The following is a 14,964-nucleotide window of genomic DNA, read 5'->3' as shown; positions in this document are numbered from 1 at the left end:
TTTAGTGATCGACATTCCCTGTACTCGTTCCTTAAAACGAAAGGAGATCCTCCCAATGGATGTATTAGAAACTTACTTAACCAGCATTGAAGATCCAGTAAAGCAAGAAAAACTGCGTGCCTTATTTGCCGCTATTACCAAGAAATTTCCTGACCTCGTTCCAGTCATCAAGTGGAATCAGCCGATGTTTACCGCCCATGAGACCTTTATTATCGGTTTCAGCGTTTCAAAACCGCATTTTTCTGTCTCCCCTGAAACCAAGTGTCTTGAACAGTTTGCCGATGCTATCGAAAAAGCTGGCTACAGCCATACGGATAACATTTTTCGCATCAGGTGGACTGAGCCGATCGATCAAGCATTGATTGAGGACATGATCGCTTTCAACCTGAAAGACAAAGCGGAGATGACCCGCTTTTGGCGCTGAGCCAATCGAGACTTCGTAAAAAATGAGCAACTTAAAAACCGCAGAAGCTGGTTCGCTTCTGCGGTTTTTCTGGCTCTATAATTTATGGGACTGATGAATCAGAATTGATTCTTCAGCCCCATTTTCATTTTAGGTATTAAAAAACATATCGTTCTCTAGTATGATTAAATCACCACAAAATAAACAACTGAGAGGACGATATGCTATATGAATGATTCTATCAAAAAAATGCTGAGAATAATAGAGAAAGATTTGATGATTACAGAGGTCTCTTACGAGACCCTTCAGAAGAAAAAGACGTTGGTCGTCGATGCTGTTCTCTCGCCTACTCCTCGTGCTTGTAGAAGTTGTGGTTCTACTGTGGTAGATGGAAACGGGAAAGCAATTATAGTGAAAAATGGGAAGAAGGAAACGATTGTCCGTTTTGAACAATACAATCATATGCCTTTGGTTATGCGCCTAAAAAAGCAGCGCTATACCTGTAAAAACTGTCGCACCCATTGGACTGCTCAAAGTTATTTTGTCCAACCCAGACATTCAATCGCAAATCATGTTAGATATAAAATTGCTTCTTTACTGACTGAAAAAGTATCTTTATCTTTTATTGCGAAAAGCTGTCAGGTATCTTTGACCACCGTTATTCGTACATTGAAAGAGTTTAAAAGCTATTTACCAAAGCAATCTAAGAAGATTCTCCCCAGAGTATTGATGGTTGATGAATTTCGTTCGCATGCTTCTATAGAAGATAAAATGAGCTTTATTTGTGCAGATGGCGAAACAGGAAAATTAATAGATGTTTTGCCTACGCGTAAATTACCTCGATTAACAAGCTATTTCTTAGGTTGTACCAATCCAGAAGAAGTAGAATTCTTGGTGACAGACATGAACGCCGCCTACTTCCAGCTCACCAAACGTGTTCTGCCAAATGCGAAAGTCGTGATTGATCGGTTTCATATTGTCAAACACATGAATCAAGCGTTCAATGAGTTGCGTATCCGTGAAATGAATGAACTTCGTAAAGCCGGACAGAAAAGCCAGGCAGAAAAACTGAAAAAGAACTGGCGCTTTTTGCTAAAAAATCGTGCAAACATCAACCATTATGAATACAAAACATGGAAAAGTTTCCGAGCACCAAAATACCCATTTCTTACTGAAGCAATGATGATTGATCGATTGCTTGAGTTTTCTCCGCCCCTAAAGGAGGCGTATCGCTTTTTTCATGAATTAGTTGAAGCCTTTCGAGACAAAGACCCTGACTTATTTTTCTCCTTATTGGCAGAACTTCCCGAAACGTTAGATGACGGCTTTCGGGAAAAGCTTCAAAACCTTCTGACCTATGAAGAAGGCATCACCAACGCAATGATCTATCCTTATTCCAATGGAAAAATAGAAGCGAAGAATACCCACATAAAGACAATGAAACGAGTATCCTACGGATTTAAATCATTCGAGAACATGAGAATTAGAATCTTTTTGATCAATCAATTAATCAATGTAAGATAACAAAAAATCTGAGCCAGAATGTGGTTCATTCTGACCCAGATTTGATTTTGCACAACTCATCAGTCCTTATTGACAAAGAGCCGTTTTTCTGACTATTATAAGCCTATTTCTGGCGCCGGATCAAAGAATCCTGACCATAAGCTTGTTGACATCCCTAAATGTAGATGGACGCCAGTTGAATTTCCAGTCGTTCCCATACCGCCAACATATTGTCTAGCTGAGACGCTTTGTCCGACCGAAACAGCTGGCAGCGTACTAAAGTGCATGTAGTAGCTGTAAACGCCATTGGCATGTTTGATGATCACATAGTTACCAGTTGACGGACCATAGCCCGCTTCAACGACTTCGCCTGCTTGGATCGCATAGATCGGCGTTCCTGTCCCCCCAGTAAAGTCGATGCCATTATGTTGATTTCCTGATGCACCTGTTGGATCTGTTCGATACCCAAAACGACTCGAAATATGAACCGAATCGACTGGCATTTGCCATCCACCTGTGCTTGCTTGTTCCTTTGGCTCAGCTGCTTGCTGCACAGGTGCAGGCGTAGCTGCAGTTTTTTCTGACGACACCGATGTTTCTGGCGCCACTGCGGCTTCCGTCTTCGGCTGGGCTGCTGCCACTGCTGCTTGTTGAACGGCAGGACTTTCGGCGGTTTCAGCTGACTTGGCTTCTGCTGCTTGCTGACGTTTTGCTGCTTCTTCTGCTTCTTTGCGCGCTTTTGCTTCTTGTGCTTCTTGCTCAGCCAGTTGCTTCAACGCTGCTTCTTTTTGCCGTTGTGCTTCTGCTTTGTCTGCTTCCAATTGGTCTTTTTTCTCTTCCTCGGTGTTCAACGCCAAGGCAAGGTCGGCTAGTGCAACTTCTTGATTCAATTTGACATCAGCTAATTCCGCTTGTTTTCCTTGCAATGCGTTTGACTGCTCTTCGATCGCAACCAATTGTTCCTGCAACTCTTTTTCCAATTTCTGGCTCGTTGCGATATCTTCTTGCTGTTGTTCGACGATACTGTTGCTGGCATTCATGATCGTTACAGAAGCGATCGCCCGTTGAATGGCTTCTCCGATGGATTCCGCATCAACGATTTTTTGGAACAAACGATTGGAAGGTTCCGACGTTTGAATGTCACGCGCTTGATTCGCCAGTACTTCTGTGCGCTTGATGATTTTCTCTTCAAGGACTTGGATCTCTTGTGCCAAGGCATTGACTTCTTCTTCCGTCGCCGTTTTCTTTTGTAGGATTGCTTGGATTTCTCCTTCAATCGATTGAATCTCTGCCTCTGTAGATCGTTTCAGTGATTCTAATGAGGTGGATTCATTTTTTATGTCATTGATTTTTTCATTTTGCTGCTGGATCTTCTGATCAAAGCTGTCTGCGGATACCGTCACGACAGGCAGCGTCAGCAAAACAAGTGAACTTGCAACCAAAAGTGTCTTTTTCATTTTTTCTCCTTAACTAGATGTGTCTTATCGCTTTCTCTAGCATACCGAAAGATGTCACTCTTGGGGCTGTTTTCACACAAATAACATCTGGCTGCAAGAAATTGACATCTAGCTGAAACAAAGTTGTTAGAATATTTCAACGAAAAAGATTGCTTTTCTTCGCCATTTAACCTTCGTTACTTATCAATCGGTTCATCTCCTATCCGATTGCCTACGAAAATGCCGCGATTTGCAGTAATCAGCAGTGGACTATGCTATACTGAATAAAAAAAGGAGGTTCTCATGATACAACAAGTGACCAAATTTACCGATTCTGAATTAGAAACTATCGCCCAGATTTGGCTGCAAAGCAATTTGGAAGCCCATGACTTTATTTCAGCTGCCCATTGGCAAGATAACTATGACTTTGTGAAAAAAGCCTTTGCCGATGCCCTTATCTACACCTATTCGGTGGATGATCAGCCTGTCGGCTTCATCGGGATGTTGGATGAGTATATCGCTGGTATTTTCGTTTTGAAAGACTATCGTGCCCACGGCATTGGAAAGCAGCTTTTACAAAAAGTACAAGCAGAACACGAGAAGCTGACTCTGAACGTCTACCAAAAAAATACAGCTGCTATTGCGTTTTATCTCAAACATGACTTTACCATCGTTTCTGAACAACTGGACTCTGATACCAATGAAATCGAAAACACCATGGAGTGGCATCGTTGATGCTGCTTTTTTTCACCTTCTTTTTCCCCTTTTGATCAATCGTACGACCATAACCGCTGATCGGCTGACCCGTCGAATCAATGGATACATTAAACGTCAAAAAGCATTGCCTTCCATTTGCTGGATCGGCAATGCTTTCTTTATTTACTAGCGGTATTTCAACCAATGGTTCCCCCATTGGTGACAATCACTTCGCGATACCAATCAAAGGATTTTTTTCGATACCGTTTGAGTGAACCAGTTTCCTTTTTTATCAGTGATAATCTGGTAAATAATCCCCATGGGCTTCGATCAAATCGTCGACTAATTGGGTAATGTCTGCCAATGATAGTTCTGATGATAAATGAGGATCGAGGTATGCTGCTTGATAAATCTTGTCTTTCTCAAGGGTCAACGCTGCTTCGACAGTCAATTCTTGCACATTGATGTTGGTTCGGTTCAATGCAGCAAGCTGCGTTGGTAAAGCGCCGACGTAGGTTGGTTGGATGCCGTTCTTATCCACCAAACATGGAACTTCCACACAGACATCTTCTGGTAAATTGGTGATCAAGCCTTTATTCAAAACATTTCCAGCAATAACGGTTGGATTGCCGGTCTTGATGGCATCCATGATATAAGAGGCGTATTCCCGACTTCTCTTATGGGTCAAATCGCCATTATCGACGATATCCTCCCGCATTGTTTCCCAATCGCGAATCTGATTTTCGCAACGGGTTAAATATTCATCCAACGGAATCCCCAAATCGTCGATCAATTCTGGGTATTTTGATTTAATGAAATAAGGGTGATACTCGGCATTGTGCTCACTAGATTCTGTAATATAATAGCCAAAACGTTTCATCAATTCAAAGCGGACTGAATCACGGTGGGGATTTTCTTTCTCTTCAGCCAACTGACGGATCGTTGGATAGAAATCTTCCCCATCTTTGGTAATTTCCAATAAAAATGCCATATGATTGATCCCAGCAATTTTCCACTGGAAGTCAGCCAGATCATATTGTTCTTTGATCCCTAAATACTCGAATAATTCTGGAACACATACTTGCACACTATGACAAAGCCCAACCGTTTTGATGGATGTTGCTTTCAATACCCCCATCGTCAGCATCGCCATCGGGTTCGTATAATTCAGCAACCATGCATTTGGACAAACTTCCTCCATTTCTCGAGCAAATTCCAACATGACTGGTAACGTACGCAACGTCCGAAATATTCCGCCAATGCCCATCGTGTCACCTATTGTTTGACGTAAGCCATATTTCTTCGGTATCTCAAAGTCAATGACGGTGGAAGGTTTGTAGCCACCAACTTGAATGGCGTTTACTACAAAGTCGGCATCTCTTAGTGCTTCTTTGCGGTCATGATAGACCTGTATTTCTGCTCGGTTTTGATTGGCATTTTTATTGGTCGTCTTTAACATTGCCTCGGATTCACGAAGTCGTTTCTCATCGATGTCGTAAAGGACGATGTGGGAATCTGCTAAGCTCGGGGTCAACATTGCATCTCCTAGAACATTTTTAGCAAAAATAGTGCTTCCTGCTCCAATAAAGGTGATTTTTGTCATTCTCTATTGCTCCATTCTTTTATAATTTACCGCCAGTAGTGGCAATTCCTTCAATAAATTTACGTTGAAAAATGATAAAGACAGCAACCATGGGCCAAATCGCTAGTAGCGAGCCTGCCATTTAGAGCCACTTTCTTGAAATGATTCATGCTCTTTTTATGTATCCGTTTTCTTTTTACAAAACAAATATACTGTTTACTAATCAGATTGTCAATGCCTTTTAACTAAAATAAAAATAGTAAACACTTTACAGTGTTTACTCTTAGCATTAATCTCTTTCTTTTTCACTTTCTCTGACGATCATCTTACTGGCCACCATGATTTTAACAGGTACTTGACGAATGCCTTTGATCCGCTCTTCTACCATCCGTAAAGCAATTTTTCCCAGTTCTTCCATATCGATGGCAACGGTACTTAAAGATGGGGTCAAAAATTCTGCAACTTCGATATTGTTGAAACTGACTACTGAAATATCTTCTGGTATCCGATACCCACGTTTTTGCAAGGAGCGATATGTACCAACTGCAATCGAATCATTGGCGACCATAATAGCTGAAGGAAGGCTCTCTTTGCATTGTTCAAGCAATTGCTCAGTGGCTTTGATACCGTCTAATGTGTTCCATCCTTCTAGGTAGACATTGATGTATTCTTCCAATCCTTTTTCTTTCATCCAATACACATAAGTGATCATCCGCATATCATCTGGCGATTGATGTATCTCACTGGATGCATCCAGACGTACCCGATATCCCCCAATAAAAGCGATATTTCGATGCCCTTTTTTATACAAACGCTCTAAGTGCTCGGTTGCTGCTATAGAGAAATCCGTATATACCGCATCCCATTCTGAAGACAAAGAAGGATCATCGATCACGACTATATGAGGATTGACTGCTGCGATCTTTGCTAAAAAAGTTGGCAAGACTTGACCAATGACAAGGATTCCCTGATACTCCCTTAGCTCCTCAATGGCAACGGGGTGTTCAGACATATAATACGTTTTTTTTATGCGAAACTTATTTTGTTCTGCTTGTGCTTGAATGCCACGACGAATCGCCCGAAAATAGGGATCTTCTAATTCAGCTTCTTCCGAAACAGTGGATACCACTGCAATATTCATTGCCTTTTTCACAGGTACTTTCTTCTTACTATAGTGAAAATATTCCACGGCTTCGTTGATCTTATTTTTTGTTTCTTGCGTGACAGATAACGTAGGATCTTCATTGAGCACCCTCGATACAGTTGCGATCGATACACCCGCTCGTTTTGCGACGTCTCTAATTCCTGCCATAATACTCTCCTTTTTTACTTTATACTATGATATAAACACAAAATGATCAGAATGAAAAGAAATTTTAGTTAACAACCAACCTACTTGTTTACCCACAGTTTCAAATCATCTATGGAGAAGCAATCAGTTCAACGTCTCTTCGCAATTAACAAAAAATAGAAACGAGCAGCGACCAAAGAACCGCTGCTCGTTTTTCCTCCTTATTTCCTATGACGACCGCTACTCTGCTGGATACTCCCGCAAGCGATACCCGACGCCGATTTCAGTGATCAAATATTCTGGCTGCAGCGTATTGGTTTCGATTTTTTTGCGAATGTTTGAGATATTGACTCGCAAAGTTTGTGCATCCGCTGCAAAAGGTCCCCAGACTTCGCTAGTCAGGGTATCGTAAGTGACAACTTTGCCTAAATTCTTGAACATAACTGCCATGATGCGGTATTCGTTTTTGGTCAAATGGATCTCATTTTGATTCTTGTACAGGATTTTTTTTTCAAAATCGATCGTTAACTCCTTGTTTACAAGAATTGGGCTGCTGCTAAAGGCAGTTGTCTCCTTGTGCCGTAGTGCCGTGCGAATGCGGGCAAATAACTCATTGGTACTGAAGGGCTTCGTTACATAATCATCGGCACCGAGGTCTAATGCTTGCACTTTGTCTTGTTCATCTTTGCGAGCAGAGATCACGATGATCGGTGTGTTCATGCGCTTACGGATGATTTTCATCAGCTCCATACCATCAATGTCCGGTAAGCCCAGATCCAGCAAGATGAAGTCGATGGTTTCTTCCTGCAAGAGCATCAATGCCTCCATGCCAGTGCCGACTGATGTAAAGTTGTAATGCTCTCTTTGCAAGACGACTTCCATAAAATCAACGATATTCGAATCATCTTCAATCAATAAAAAATGTCGCTGCATGTTCTCCCTCCTTACTGCTTTAAATAAATACGAAAGATCGTACTCCCTGCTTTCGTTTCGATCGCCAATTTGCCTTCATGGGCATGGATGATGGTTTTAACGATACTCAGTCCGATACCTAATCCATTTTTTGAATCCACCGGCACTTCGGTGTCATTGGTCAAATTCGCTTGGATTTTTTGGTATTGCCCTAAGGGGATCTCCCCTTGGTTTTCGATTTCAATGACCACTTCTTGCTCTTGAGAAACTCGCAAGAAAATCGGTGTATCGGCGGTTCCATGGCGAACCCCATTTTCAATCAAATTAAACAAGGCTTGTTCGATCAAGATGGGATCGACTTGGACAAAAATCAGCTGATCAGGCATCTTCACGATGATTTTTTGTTGCGGATAGACTTTCTTTAGGTGTGTCAAAACCGCTTCGATAATTTCTTCGATTGGTTCTTCACTGCGCTTGACCGCCATATTGGTCAAGTTGATACGGGTCACCGACAATAAGTTTTCAACCATGCGGATCAACCACTGGGATTCACTTTGGATGTCTCCTAGCAGCTTTTGTTTCGTTTCCTTTTTGATCACGCCTTCGGTTTCACTCAATGTTTCGGCAATGCCAGAAATTGTCGTCAAGGGGGTCCGCAAGTCATGGGAGACCGCACGCAGCAGATTGCTGCGGACTTTTTCCCGTTCGTTTTCTAATTGGATCTGTTCTTTCTCACTCGCTAATGAGACTTGTTCCAACACGGTCGCGATTTGGGTGATCACAAGGCGCAAGTAATTCAATTGACTATTGGCCAACTGATGCTCCTCGTTGCGTTCTACCCCAAGGGCGCCTAGTGGTTTGCCGTTTAAAACGATCGGCAAGTAAAACCCATTGGCACCAATCAGAGTATCTGTGCCGCGACCAGCTTCTTTTTGATTTTTCACGACCCAAAAAGCGACGGCTTTCTCATCCTTGCCAGTCAGTTGAGACAGTGTTTCTCTTGAAGAATGCAGACTTCTTAAATGGCCTTCTCTGTCATATAACGCCACTTCTCGCTGGAGTAAGCGTGCCAAATAGGTGGTCGTACTTTCATAGATTTCTTGCTCATTCCGCGTTTCCATGTATTGTTTGTTCAGTTCATACAATATCTCCATTTGATGCTCTTTTTCCTTGGCATTTTCTGCTTGGGTCTTCAATCGAACCATCAAGTTACTGATCATCAAGGCAACGATCAGCATGATCACTAATGTGATTGGATAACCTGCTTTATAGACCGTCAAGGAATACAAGGGTTCGACAAAGAACCAGTTGTAAGAAAGGACACTAATGATCGATGCCATGGCACTCCATAGATAGCCACTCGTGTAACGGGCCACTAAGAGAACAAAAAAGATGTAGACCAGCATCAAGTTCTGCTCGCCGAAATGCAGATACTGCATGCCTTCTGTCACTAAGGTGGCGAGCATGATCAGCCCAAAGGTCAAGGTGAAATCTCGACCGCCGCCTTCAAATAATTGCGAAAACGTCAGCCGTGGTCGCTGCATTTTTTCTTTAAAAGGAATCAAATGGATCTCAATGTCATCAAGGCGGCGAATCAAGCGGTCTTCTAAATCCTCGACAAACAATTTTTGAAACCACTTTTGAGAAACCTGTTTCCCCATGATAATGTCACTGGCACCCGTCATTTTGGCATACTCTACGATGGTTTCAAAACTGTCATCCGCTTCAATGTTGATGACTTCTGCACCCAAACGCTCTGCCAACGGCACTTCGGTAGGTGTATCATCTAACGATCGAACTTGGATGACCGTCCATTCGGCACCGACTCCTTGGGCTAAGCGAGCGGTCCAACGAATGTATTTTTCTGCCATTTTCGGCAAGCGATCATCAATGATGGTCAAAAGCTTGCTTTGAACTCGTTTTCGACCGCCGTTCATTTGATTGATATGATTGGAAGCTTTTTGGATCGCTAATCCCCGCAGATGATCAAGTTTTTCTGGCGTAAAAAAATTTTTTAGCGCTCGTTTGGCATTTTCATCAGCATAGATTTTTCCTTGTTCCAATCGATCGATCAGTTCGTCTGGTTCAACATCCACTACCCGCAAACTGGCGTGTTGGAAAAAGGTGTCAGGCACCGTTTCTCTGACTTCCACTTCTGTGACCTTTTCCACGATATCATTCAGACTTTCGATATGCTGGACATTGATGGTCGTATAGACGGTGATTCCTGCATTCAATAGTTCATCGACATCTTGGTAACGTTTTTTGTTTCGCGCACCAATGGGATTGGTATGTGCCAACTCATCGATCAAGACGATATCTGGTTTTAGTTGGATCAGTCGATCGATATCTGGCTCATAAAGCGTCAATTGCTTGTGCTGGTATTGCTTTAATGGTACTTGTGGTAACCCTTCAAGCAATCGATTGGTATCGGGACGTTTGTGGGGTTCGATATAGCCGATCACCACATTTTTGCCCATGAGCAAACACTCATGGGCTTCGGTTAACATCGTATAGGTTTTTCCGACACCTGCAGCAAAACCGAAAAACACCCGTAGTTTGCCACGTTTAGGTCCAAAGCCTGCTTGCAGCAGCATCTCTTCTGGGATCGTCTGCTGGTTGTTTTCACTCATAGATGCTTCCCCCTATTCCTCGGGTAATTGATCGAGCTGCTGATTCAAGGTCATGATATTGACGTATTCTCTCGTGGAGAACAGATCAGCTACTTTATTCCTGTTTATTATATCATGAATTATTTGTTCATCGATGCCTCTTGTGTCAGCGATCCGTGGCAGTTGAAAAAGTGCCGCTTCGACACTGATATCAGGATCAACGCCACTACCCGAAGCGGTCACGAGATCGATCGGCACACTGGTTTGGGTTGGGTTTTCTGCCAGCAACGTCGCTGTCCGCTCAGCTACAGTCTTTTTTTGGGTCGTATCATAGGGCGACAATTGTGAAACGGTTTGATCACGCCCTTGGAAGTAACCTGCTTGGTCAAAGGGTTGCGCAAGCAGCTCAGATCCTTTGACCGCTCCGTCTTCCACGATTTGACTGCCGTTGGCTTGATGGGCAAAAAAGACTTGTCCGACACCAGTGACCAACAATGTATAGAGACCGCCAAATAGCACGGTACTAACTAGTAAAAATTTGATACTGGCAAAGAGGGTGTTCTTCATCATGTTTTCCTCCTAAATGACTCCTTGACTCTGATGGATTTTTCTTATAGCAGAACAGCTGACAAAAGCAAATCTACTAGCTTGATGCAAATGAATGGTGCGATGATGCCGCCTAGGCCGTAGACGACCAGATTGTGCCGCAGCATTTGGCTGGCTGGTTTTTCTTGGTATTTGACCCCTTTTAACGCCAAAGGGATCAAGGCGATGATCACGACTGCATTGTAGATGACTGCGGACAAAATCGCAGTTAAGGGACTACCAAGATTCATGATATTCAGCGCTGCGAGTTCTGGATAAATCGCATAAAACAGAACAGGGATCACTGCGAAATATTTGGCGATATCATTCGCGATACTAAAGGTCGTCAATGCCCCACGGGTCATCAGCAGCTGTTTACCAATTTGGACTACTTGCAGTAATTTGGTAGGGCTGGAATCAAGGTCGATCATATTGCCCGCTTCTTTGGCTGCTTGCGTACCAGTGTTCATCGCCATTGCCACATCGGCTTGGGCGAGTGCGGGTGCATCGTTGGTTCCATCCCCTGTCATCGCCACCAAATGCCCTTTTTCCTGATATTCGCGAATCAGGTTCATTTTGTTTTCTGGTGTTGCTTCGGCTAAGAAATCATCGACGCCCGCTTCGGCGGCAATAGCAGCTGCCGTCAAAGGGTTGTCCCCAGTGATCATGATCGTCTTGATACCCATCTTGCGCATGTCGGCAAATTTTTCTTTAACCCCGTTTTTCACGATGTCTTTTAAATAAACGACTCCGAGTACTTGGCCATTTTTCACTACGACCAATGGAGTTCCACCAGCCTTAGCGACCTTTTCTACGATCTCGTCACATGCCGTGGGATAGGTCTGCCCTTTTGCCGTCACATATTGCTTGATCGTATCCGCAGCTCCTTTACGGATCTCATCACCACGATAGTCGATCCCAGACATCCGTGTTTTGGCACTAAAATCGATCCAATGAACATCGGCTTGCTGAAATTCCCGTTCACGAATATTGAAGGCTTCTTTGGCTAAAATCACGATACTGCGGCCTTCCGCCGTTTCATCGGCAAAAGATGCCAACTGCGCTGCATCTGCCAACTCTTTGGCGGTGACCCCCGGTACCGGCAAGAACTCACTGGCACGGCGGTTCCCCAGAGTAATGGTTCCTGTTTTATCCAGCAGCAAAACATCCACATCTCCTGCTGCTTCAATCGCGCGGCCACTCATGGCGATGACGTTTTCTTTGGTCAAACGACTCATTCCAGCGATCCCAATCGAGGAAATCAAGGCGCCGATCGTGGTCGGTGCGAGACAAATCAATAAAGCGATCACGATCACACTGGAAATCGCCGTTCCCCGACCAGATAACTGACTGCTAAAATCGGTAAAAGGAATCAATGTGATGGAAACAGCCAAGAAGATGATGGTCAGTGTCACTAAGAACAGCTGCAAGCCAATCTCATTGGGTGTTTTTTTCCGTTGCGTCCCTTCCACCATCGCAATCATCTTATCCAAAAAGGAGTGGCCATTTTCAGCGGTCACTTTGATGACCAAGTAATCGGAAACGACTAACGTTCCTCCCGTGACTGCACTGCGGTCGCCGCCAGACTCACGAATGACAGGGGCTGATTCTCCTGTGATGGCACTTTCGTCCACCGAAGCAGCACCTTCCACGACATCCCCATCGGCAGGAATTTGTTCGCCAGATGGAACATACACCAAGTCGCCTTTTTTCAAATCGGAGGATCGGACTTCGATAAAAGCCTCCTTGGCGACATCTTCCAAGGACATGACTTTGTAGGTCATGATTTCTTTTTTGGCTTGCTTCAAACTATCCGCTTGTGCTTTGCCGCGCCCTTCTGCCACTGCTTCGGCAAAATTGGCAAACAACAAGGTCAACCATAAGAAGATGGTCACACTGATGCTAAACCACAACGGGACCGTTTGTTCTTGAAAACATAAAATCGTTGTCAAGATCGCCCCTAAGTAAACCACAAACATTACGGGGTTTTTGATTTGTTGGCGAGGATCCAATTTCTTAAAGGATTCGCCGATCGCCCATTGATAGATTTTTTTCATTTTTTCTCTCTCCTATTTCGTTGTAAAGAAGTCTGCGATTGGACCTAAAGCCATCGCTGGTAAAAAGCTTAGTGCACCGATCACGATGATCACAATGATCAGCATCGTGACAAATACTGGACTCGTGGTTGACAAGGTTCCTTCATTACGAACGGTTTTCTTTTTGGCACCCATGTTTTCTGCCAGATATAAAATGGCTGCGATGGGAACGAAACGTGAAACGAACATCAAGATACTACCCAAACTATTCAGGAAAACAGTATCTGCGGTCAAGCCGCCAAAGGCACTCCCGTTGTTGTTGCTAAACGAAGTTGCTGCATACAACAGTTCGCTAAAGCCATGGGCGCCTTGGTTGGTTAGCCAGCTCATGATGTCAGGATGCAAGGTCATCAACATAGCCCCGAAAAGCGTCAGTAGCAATGGCGTCAAAATAACGATACTCGTCATTTTAATGTCAAAGGCTTCGATTTTTTTGCCGATATATTCGGGTGTTCGTCCGACTAATAAACCAGCGATAAAGACCGTCAATAATAGAAAAGCGATCATGCCATAAAGCCCGCTGCCGACACCGCCAAAGATGATTTCCCCCAGCTGCATCAAGAACATCGGGATCGCACCCCCGAGTGGTGTAAAACTATCCAGCATGGCATTGACTGATCCACTGGAAGCAGCGGTGGTACTCACTGCCCAGAGACTCGACCAACCGACACCGAAACGTACTTCTTTGCCTTCTAGATTGGCATTCCCAAGCACTTGACTGAATTGCGGTCCATAAGCTTCACTGATCACTACGCCAATAAAAGCTAGGATCAAAAAGACGGTTGCGGTGATCAAGATCGTACGTCCTTGTTTCCATTCTTTGATCCAAAAGCCAAAGGCAAAAATCAAAGTAGCTGGCAGCAGCAAGATCGCTAAGTTTTCTAAAAAATTACTGAACATCGTTGGGTTTTCAAATGGGTGGGCAGCGTTGGCGCCAAAGAACCCGCCGCCGTTGGTCCCTAATTGCTTGATGGCGATTTGACTCGCTACTGGTCCGAGCACCATCCAAAAGGATTCCCCCTCAAATCCATTGACTTCCACGCCGCTGCTCAACGTTTGGACAACGCCTTGAGACAGGAGCAAGATCGCTAACATCAATGAAAGTGGCAAAAGGATATAGAGCAAGGAACGGGTGATGTCTTGCCAAAAATTCCCTACCGTACGTTTTTGCTTTTGCTGCAGCCCACGAATCAAGGCACACAGTACGGCTAGTCCTACTGCTGCTGATAAGAAATTTTGCACCGTTAATCCTAATGCTTGGGAAAGATTGGTCAGTGCTTCTTCCCCAGCGTAAGCTTGCCAGTTCGTGTTCGTCACAAAACTGACGGCTGTGTTCAAGGCTAAGTCAAAGGACATGTTCTCAACGACTGCCCCTTGCGGTAACCAGTGCTGAACCATCAATAATCCGGTCAAGCCGATGATGGAAAAGACACTAACGGCCAAGACGGAAAATAGATAGGTTTTGGCGGTCATTTCTTTTTTGCTGACCGAACCAATCACTCGATAGGTCAACCGTTCAATGGGTTGAATAAACCGGACAAACCGCGGTGTTTTTCCTTGCATGATTTCTTTGATATACCAGCCCAAAGGAACCGCTGCTGCTAGTAAGATCAGTAAAAATAAAAAGCCTTGCACAAAATAGCTACTCATCGTTCTCCCCCCTCAAACAAGTACCAAAAGAGATAGATCATTACGATCACTCCGATTATTCCTAAAACAAGATTCATATTCTTCACTCCTTCATGACGTAAGCATACGCAAAAAGAAATAAAAATAGTGTAAATCTTCTGCTAGCATCTTTATATCTTCTTTATACGGCTGCTTATCGGACAAGAAAACCGCAATACA

Annotated in this window: 11 protein-coding genes and 1 pseudogene; 3 read left to right on the top strand and 9 right to left on the bottom strand. The window is 43.8% G+C overall.

The annotated features are described in order from the left end of the window. The first annotated feature begins 55 nt into the window (after window positions 1–55). Together IGJ25_RS07065 and IGJ25_RS07060 are read left to right on the top strand one after the other, a co-directional pair. The gene (locus IGJ25_RS07065) at window positions 56–424 is read left to right on the top strand and encodes an iron chaperone (protein ID WP_081116761.1); all 369 of its coding nucleotides are present in this window, start codon (window positions 56–58) and stop codon (window positions 422–424) included. 207 nt (window positions 425–631) lie between these two features. Further along, window positions 632–1,927: an ISL3-like element ISEfa11 family transposase gene (locus IGJ25_RS07060; RefSeq protein WP_016249833.1), complete on the top strand. Its 1,296-nt coding sequence runs from the start codon at window positions 632–634 to the stop codon at window positions 1,925–1,927. A gap of 95 nt (window positions 1,928–2,022) precedes the next feature. On the opposite strand, the gene IGJ25_RS07055 is transcribed toward IGJ25_RS07060, so the two are convergent. Beyond that, on the bottom strand, window positions 2,023–3,363 hold the full coding sequence (locus IGJ25_RS07055) for a peptidoglycan DD-metalloendopeptidase family protein (RefSeq protein WP_438779219.1): 1,341 nt from the start codon (window positions 3,361–3,363) through the stop codon (window positions 2,023–2,025). A 282-nt stretch (window positions 3,364–3,645) separates the two neighbouring features. On the opposite strand from IGJ25_RS07055, the gene IGJ25_RS07050 reads away from it, so the two are divergent. Continuing rightward, the gene (locus tag IGJ25_RS07050) at window positions 3,646–4,077 is read left to right on the top strand and encodes a GNAT family N-acetyltransferase (RefSeq protein WP_010747908.1); all 432 of its coding nucleotides are present in this window, start codon (window positions 3,646–3,648) and stop codon (window positions 4,075–4,077) included. A gap of 253 nt (window positions 4,078–4,330) precedes the next feature. Here the strand turns inward: IGJ25_RS07050 and IGJ25_RS07045 are convergent, their stop codons facing one another. The 8 genes and pseudogenes from IGJ25_RS07045 to kdpA all read right to left on the bottom strand — a co-directional run bounded on the left by IGJ25_RS07045 (window position 4,331) and on the right by kdpA (window position 14,766). Next, window positions 4,331–5,641: an alpha-glucosidase/alpha-galactosidase gene (locus tag IGJ25_RS07045; protein WP_438779218.1), complete on the bottom strand. Its 1,311-nt coding sequence runs from the start codon at window positions 5,639–5,641 to the stop codon at window positions 4,331–4,333. Window positions 5,642–5,660: 19 nt separating this feature from the next. Then, window positions 5,661–5,762 (bottom strand): annotated as a pseudogene (locus IGJ25_RS07040) (carbohydrate ABC transporter permease); the annotation flags it as partial. A 147-nt stretch (window positions 5,763–5,909) separates the two neighbouring features. Next, the gene (locus IGJ25_RS07035) at window positions 5,910–6,932 is read right to left on the bottom strand and encodes a LacI family DNA-binding transcriptional regulator (RefSeq protein ID WP_010747906.1); all 1,023 of its coding nucleotides are present in this window, start codon (window positions 6,930–6,932) and stop codon (window positions 5,910–5,912) included. A 219-nt stretch (window positions 6,933–7,151) separates the two neighbouring features. Continuing rightward, window positions 7,152–7,844 (bottom strand): response regulator transcription factor, encoded by a 693-nt coding sequence (locus IGJ25_RS07030; protein WP_438779217.1) that lies wholly within the window; start codon window positions 7,842–7,844, stop codon window positions 7,152–7,154. Window positions 7,845–7,855: 11 nt separating this feature from the next. After that, window positions 7,856–10,456, bottom strand: coding sequence for a DUF4118 domain-containing protein (locus IGJ25_RS07025; protein ID WP_438779216.1), 2,601 nt, complete (start codon window positions 10,454–10,456; stop codon window positions 7,856–7,858). Between the two features lie 12 nt (window positions 10,457–10,468). After that, window positions 10,469–11,005, bottom strand: a complete 537-nt coding sequence (locus IGJ25_RS07020; protein WP_015509414.1) for a potassium-transporting ATPase subunit C — start codon at window positions 11,003–11,005, stop codon at window positions 10,469–10,471. A gap of 41 nt (window positions 11,006–11,046) precedes the next feature. Beyond that, complete coding sequence (gene kdpB, locus IGJ25_RS07015) at window positions 11,047–13,077, bottom strand: potassium-transporting ATPase subunit KdpB (protein WP_074931905.1); 2,031 nt, start codon at window positions 13,075–13,077, stop codon at window positions 11,047–11,049. A gap of 12 nt (window positions 13,078–13,089) precedes the next feature. Further along, the gene (gene kdpA, locus IGJ25_RS07010; RefSeq protein WP_438779215.1) at window positions 13,090–14,766 is read right to left on the bottom strand and encodes a potassium-transporting ATPase subunit KdpA; all 1,677 of its coding nucleotides are present in this window, start codon (window positions 14,764–14,766) and stop codon (window positions 13,090–13,092) included. Window positions 14,767–14,964 lie beyond the last annotated feature (198 nt).

The organism is Enterococcus sp. DIV0240d, assembly GCF_051711245.1.
GTDB lineage: Bacteria > Bacillota > Bacilli > Lactobacillales > Enterococcaceae > Enterococcus_D > Enterococcus_D casseliflavus.
Note: the sequence above shows the minus strand (reverse complement) of the source record. Positions and strands in the feature narration are given on the sequence as shown.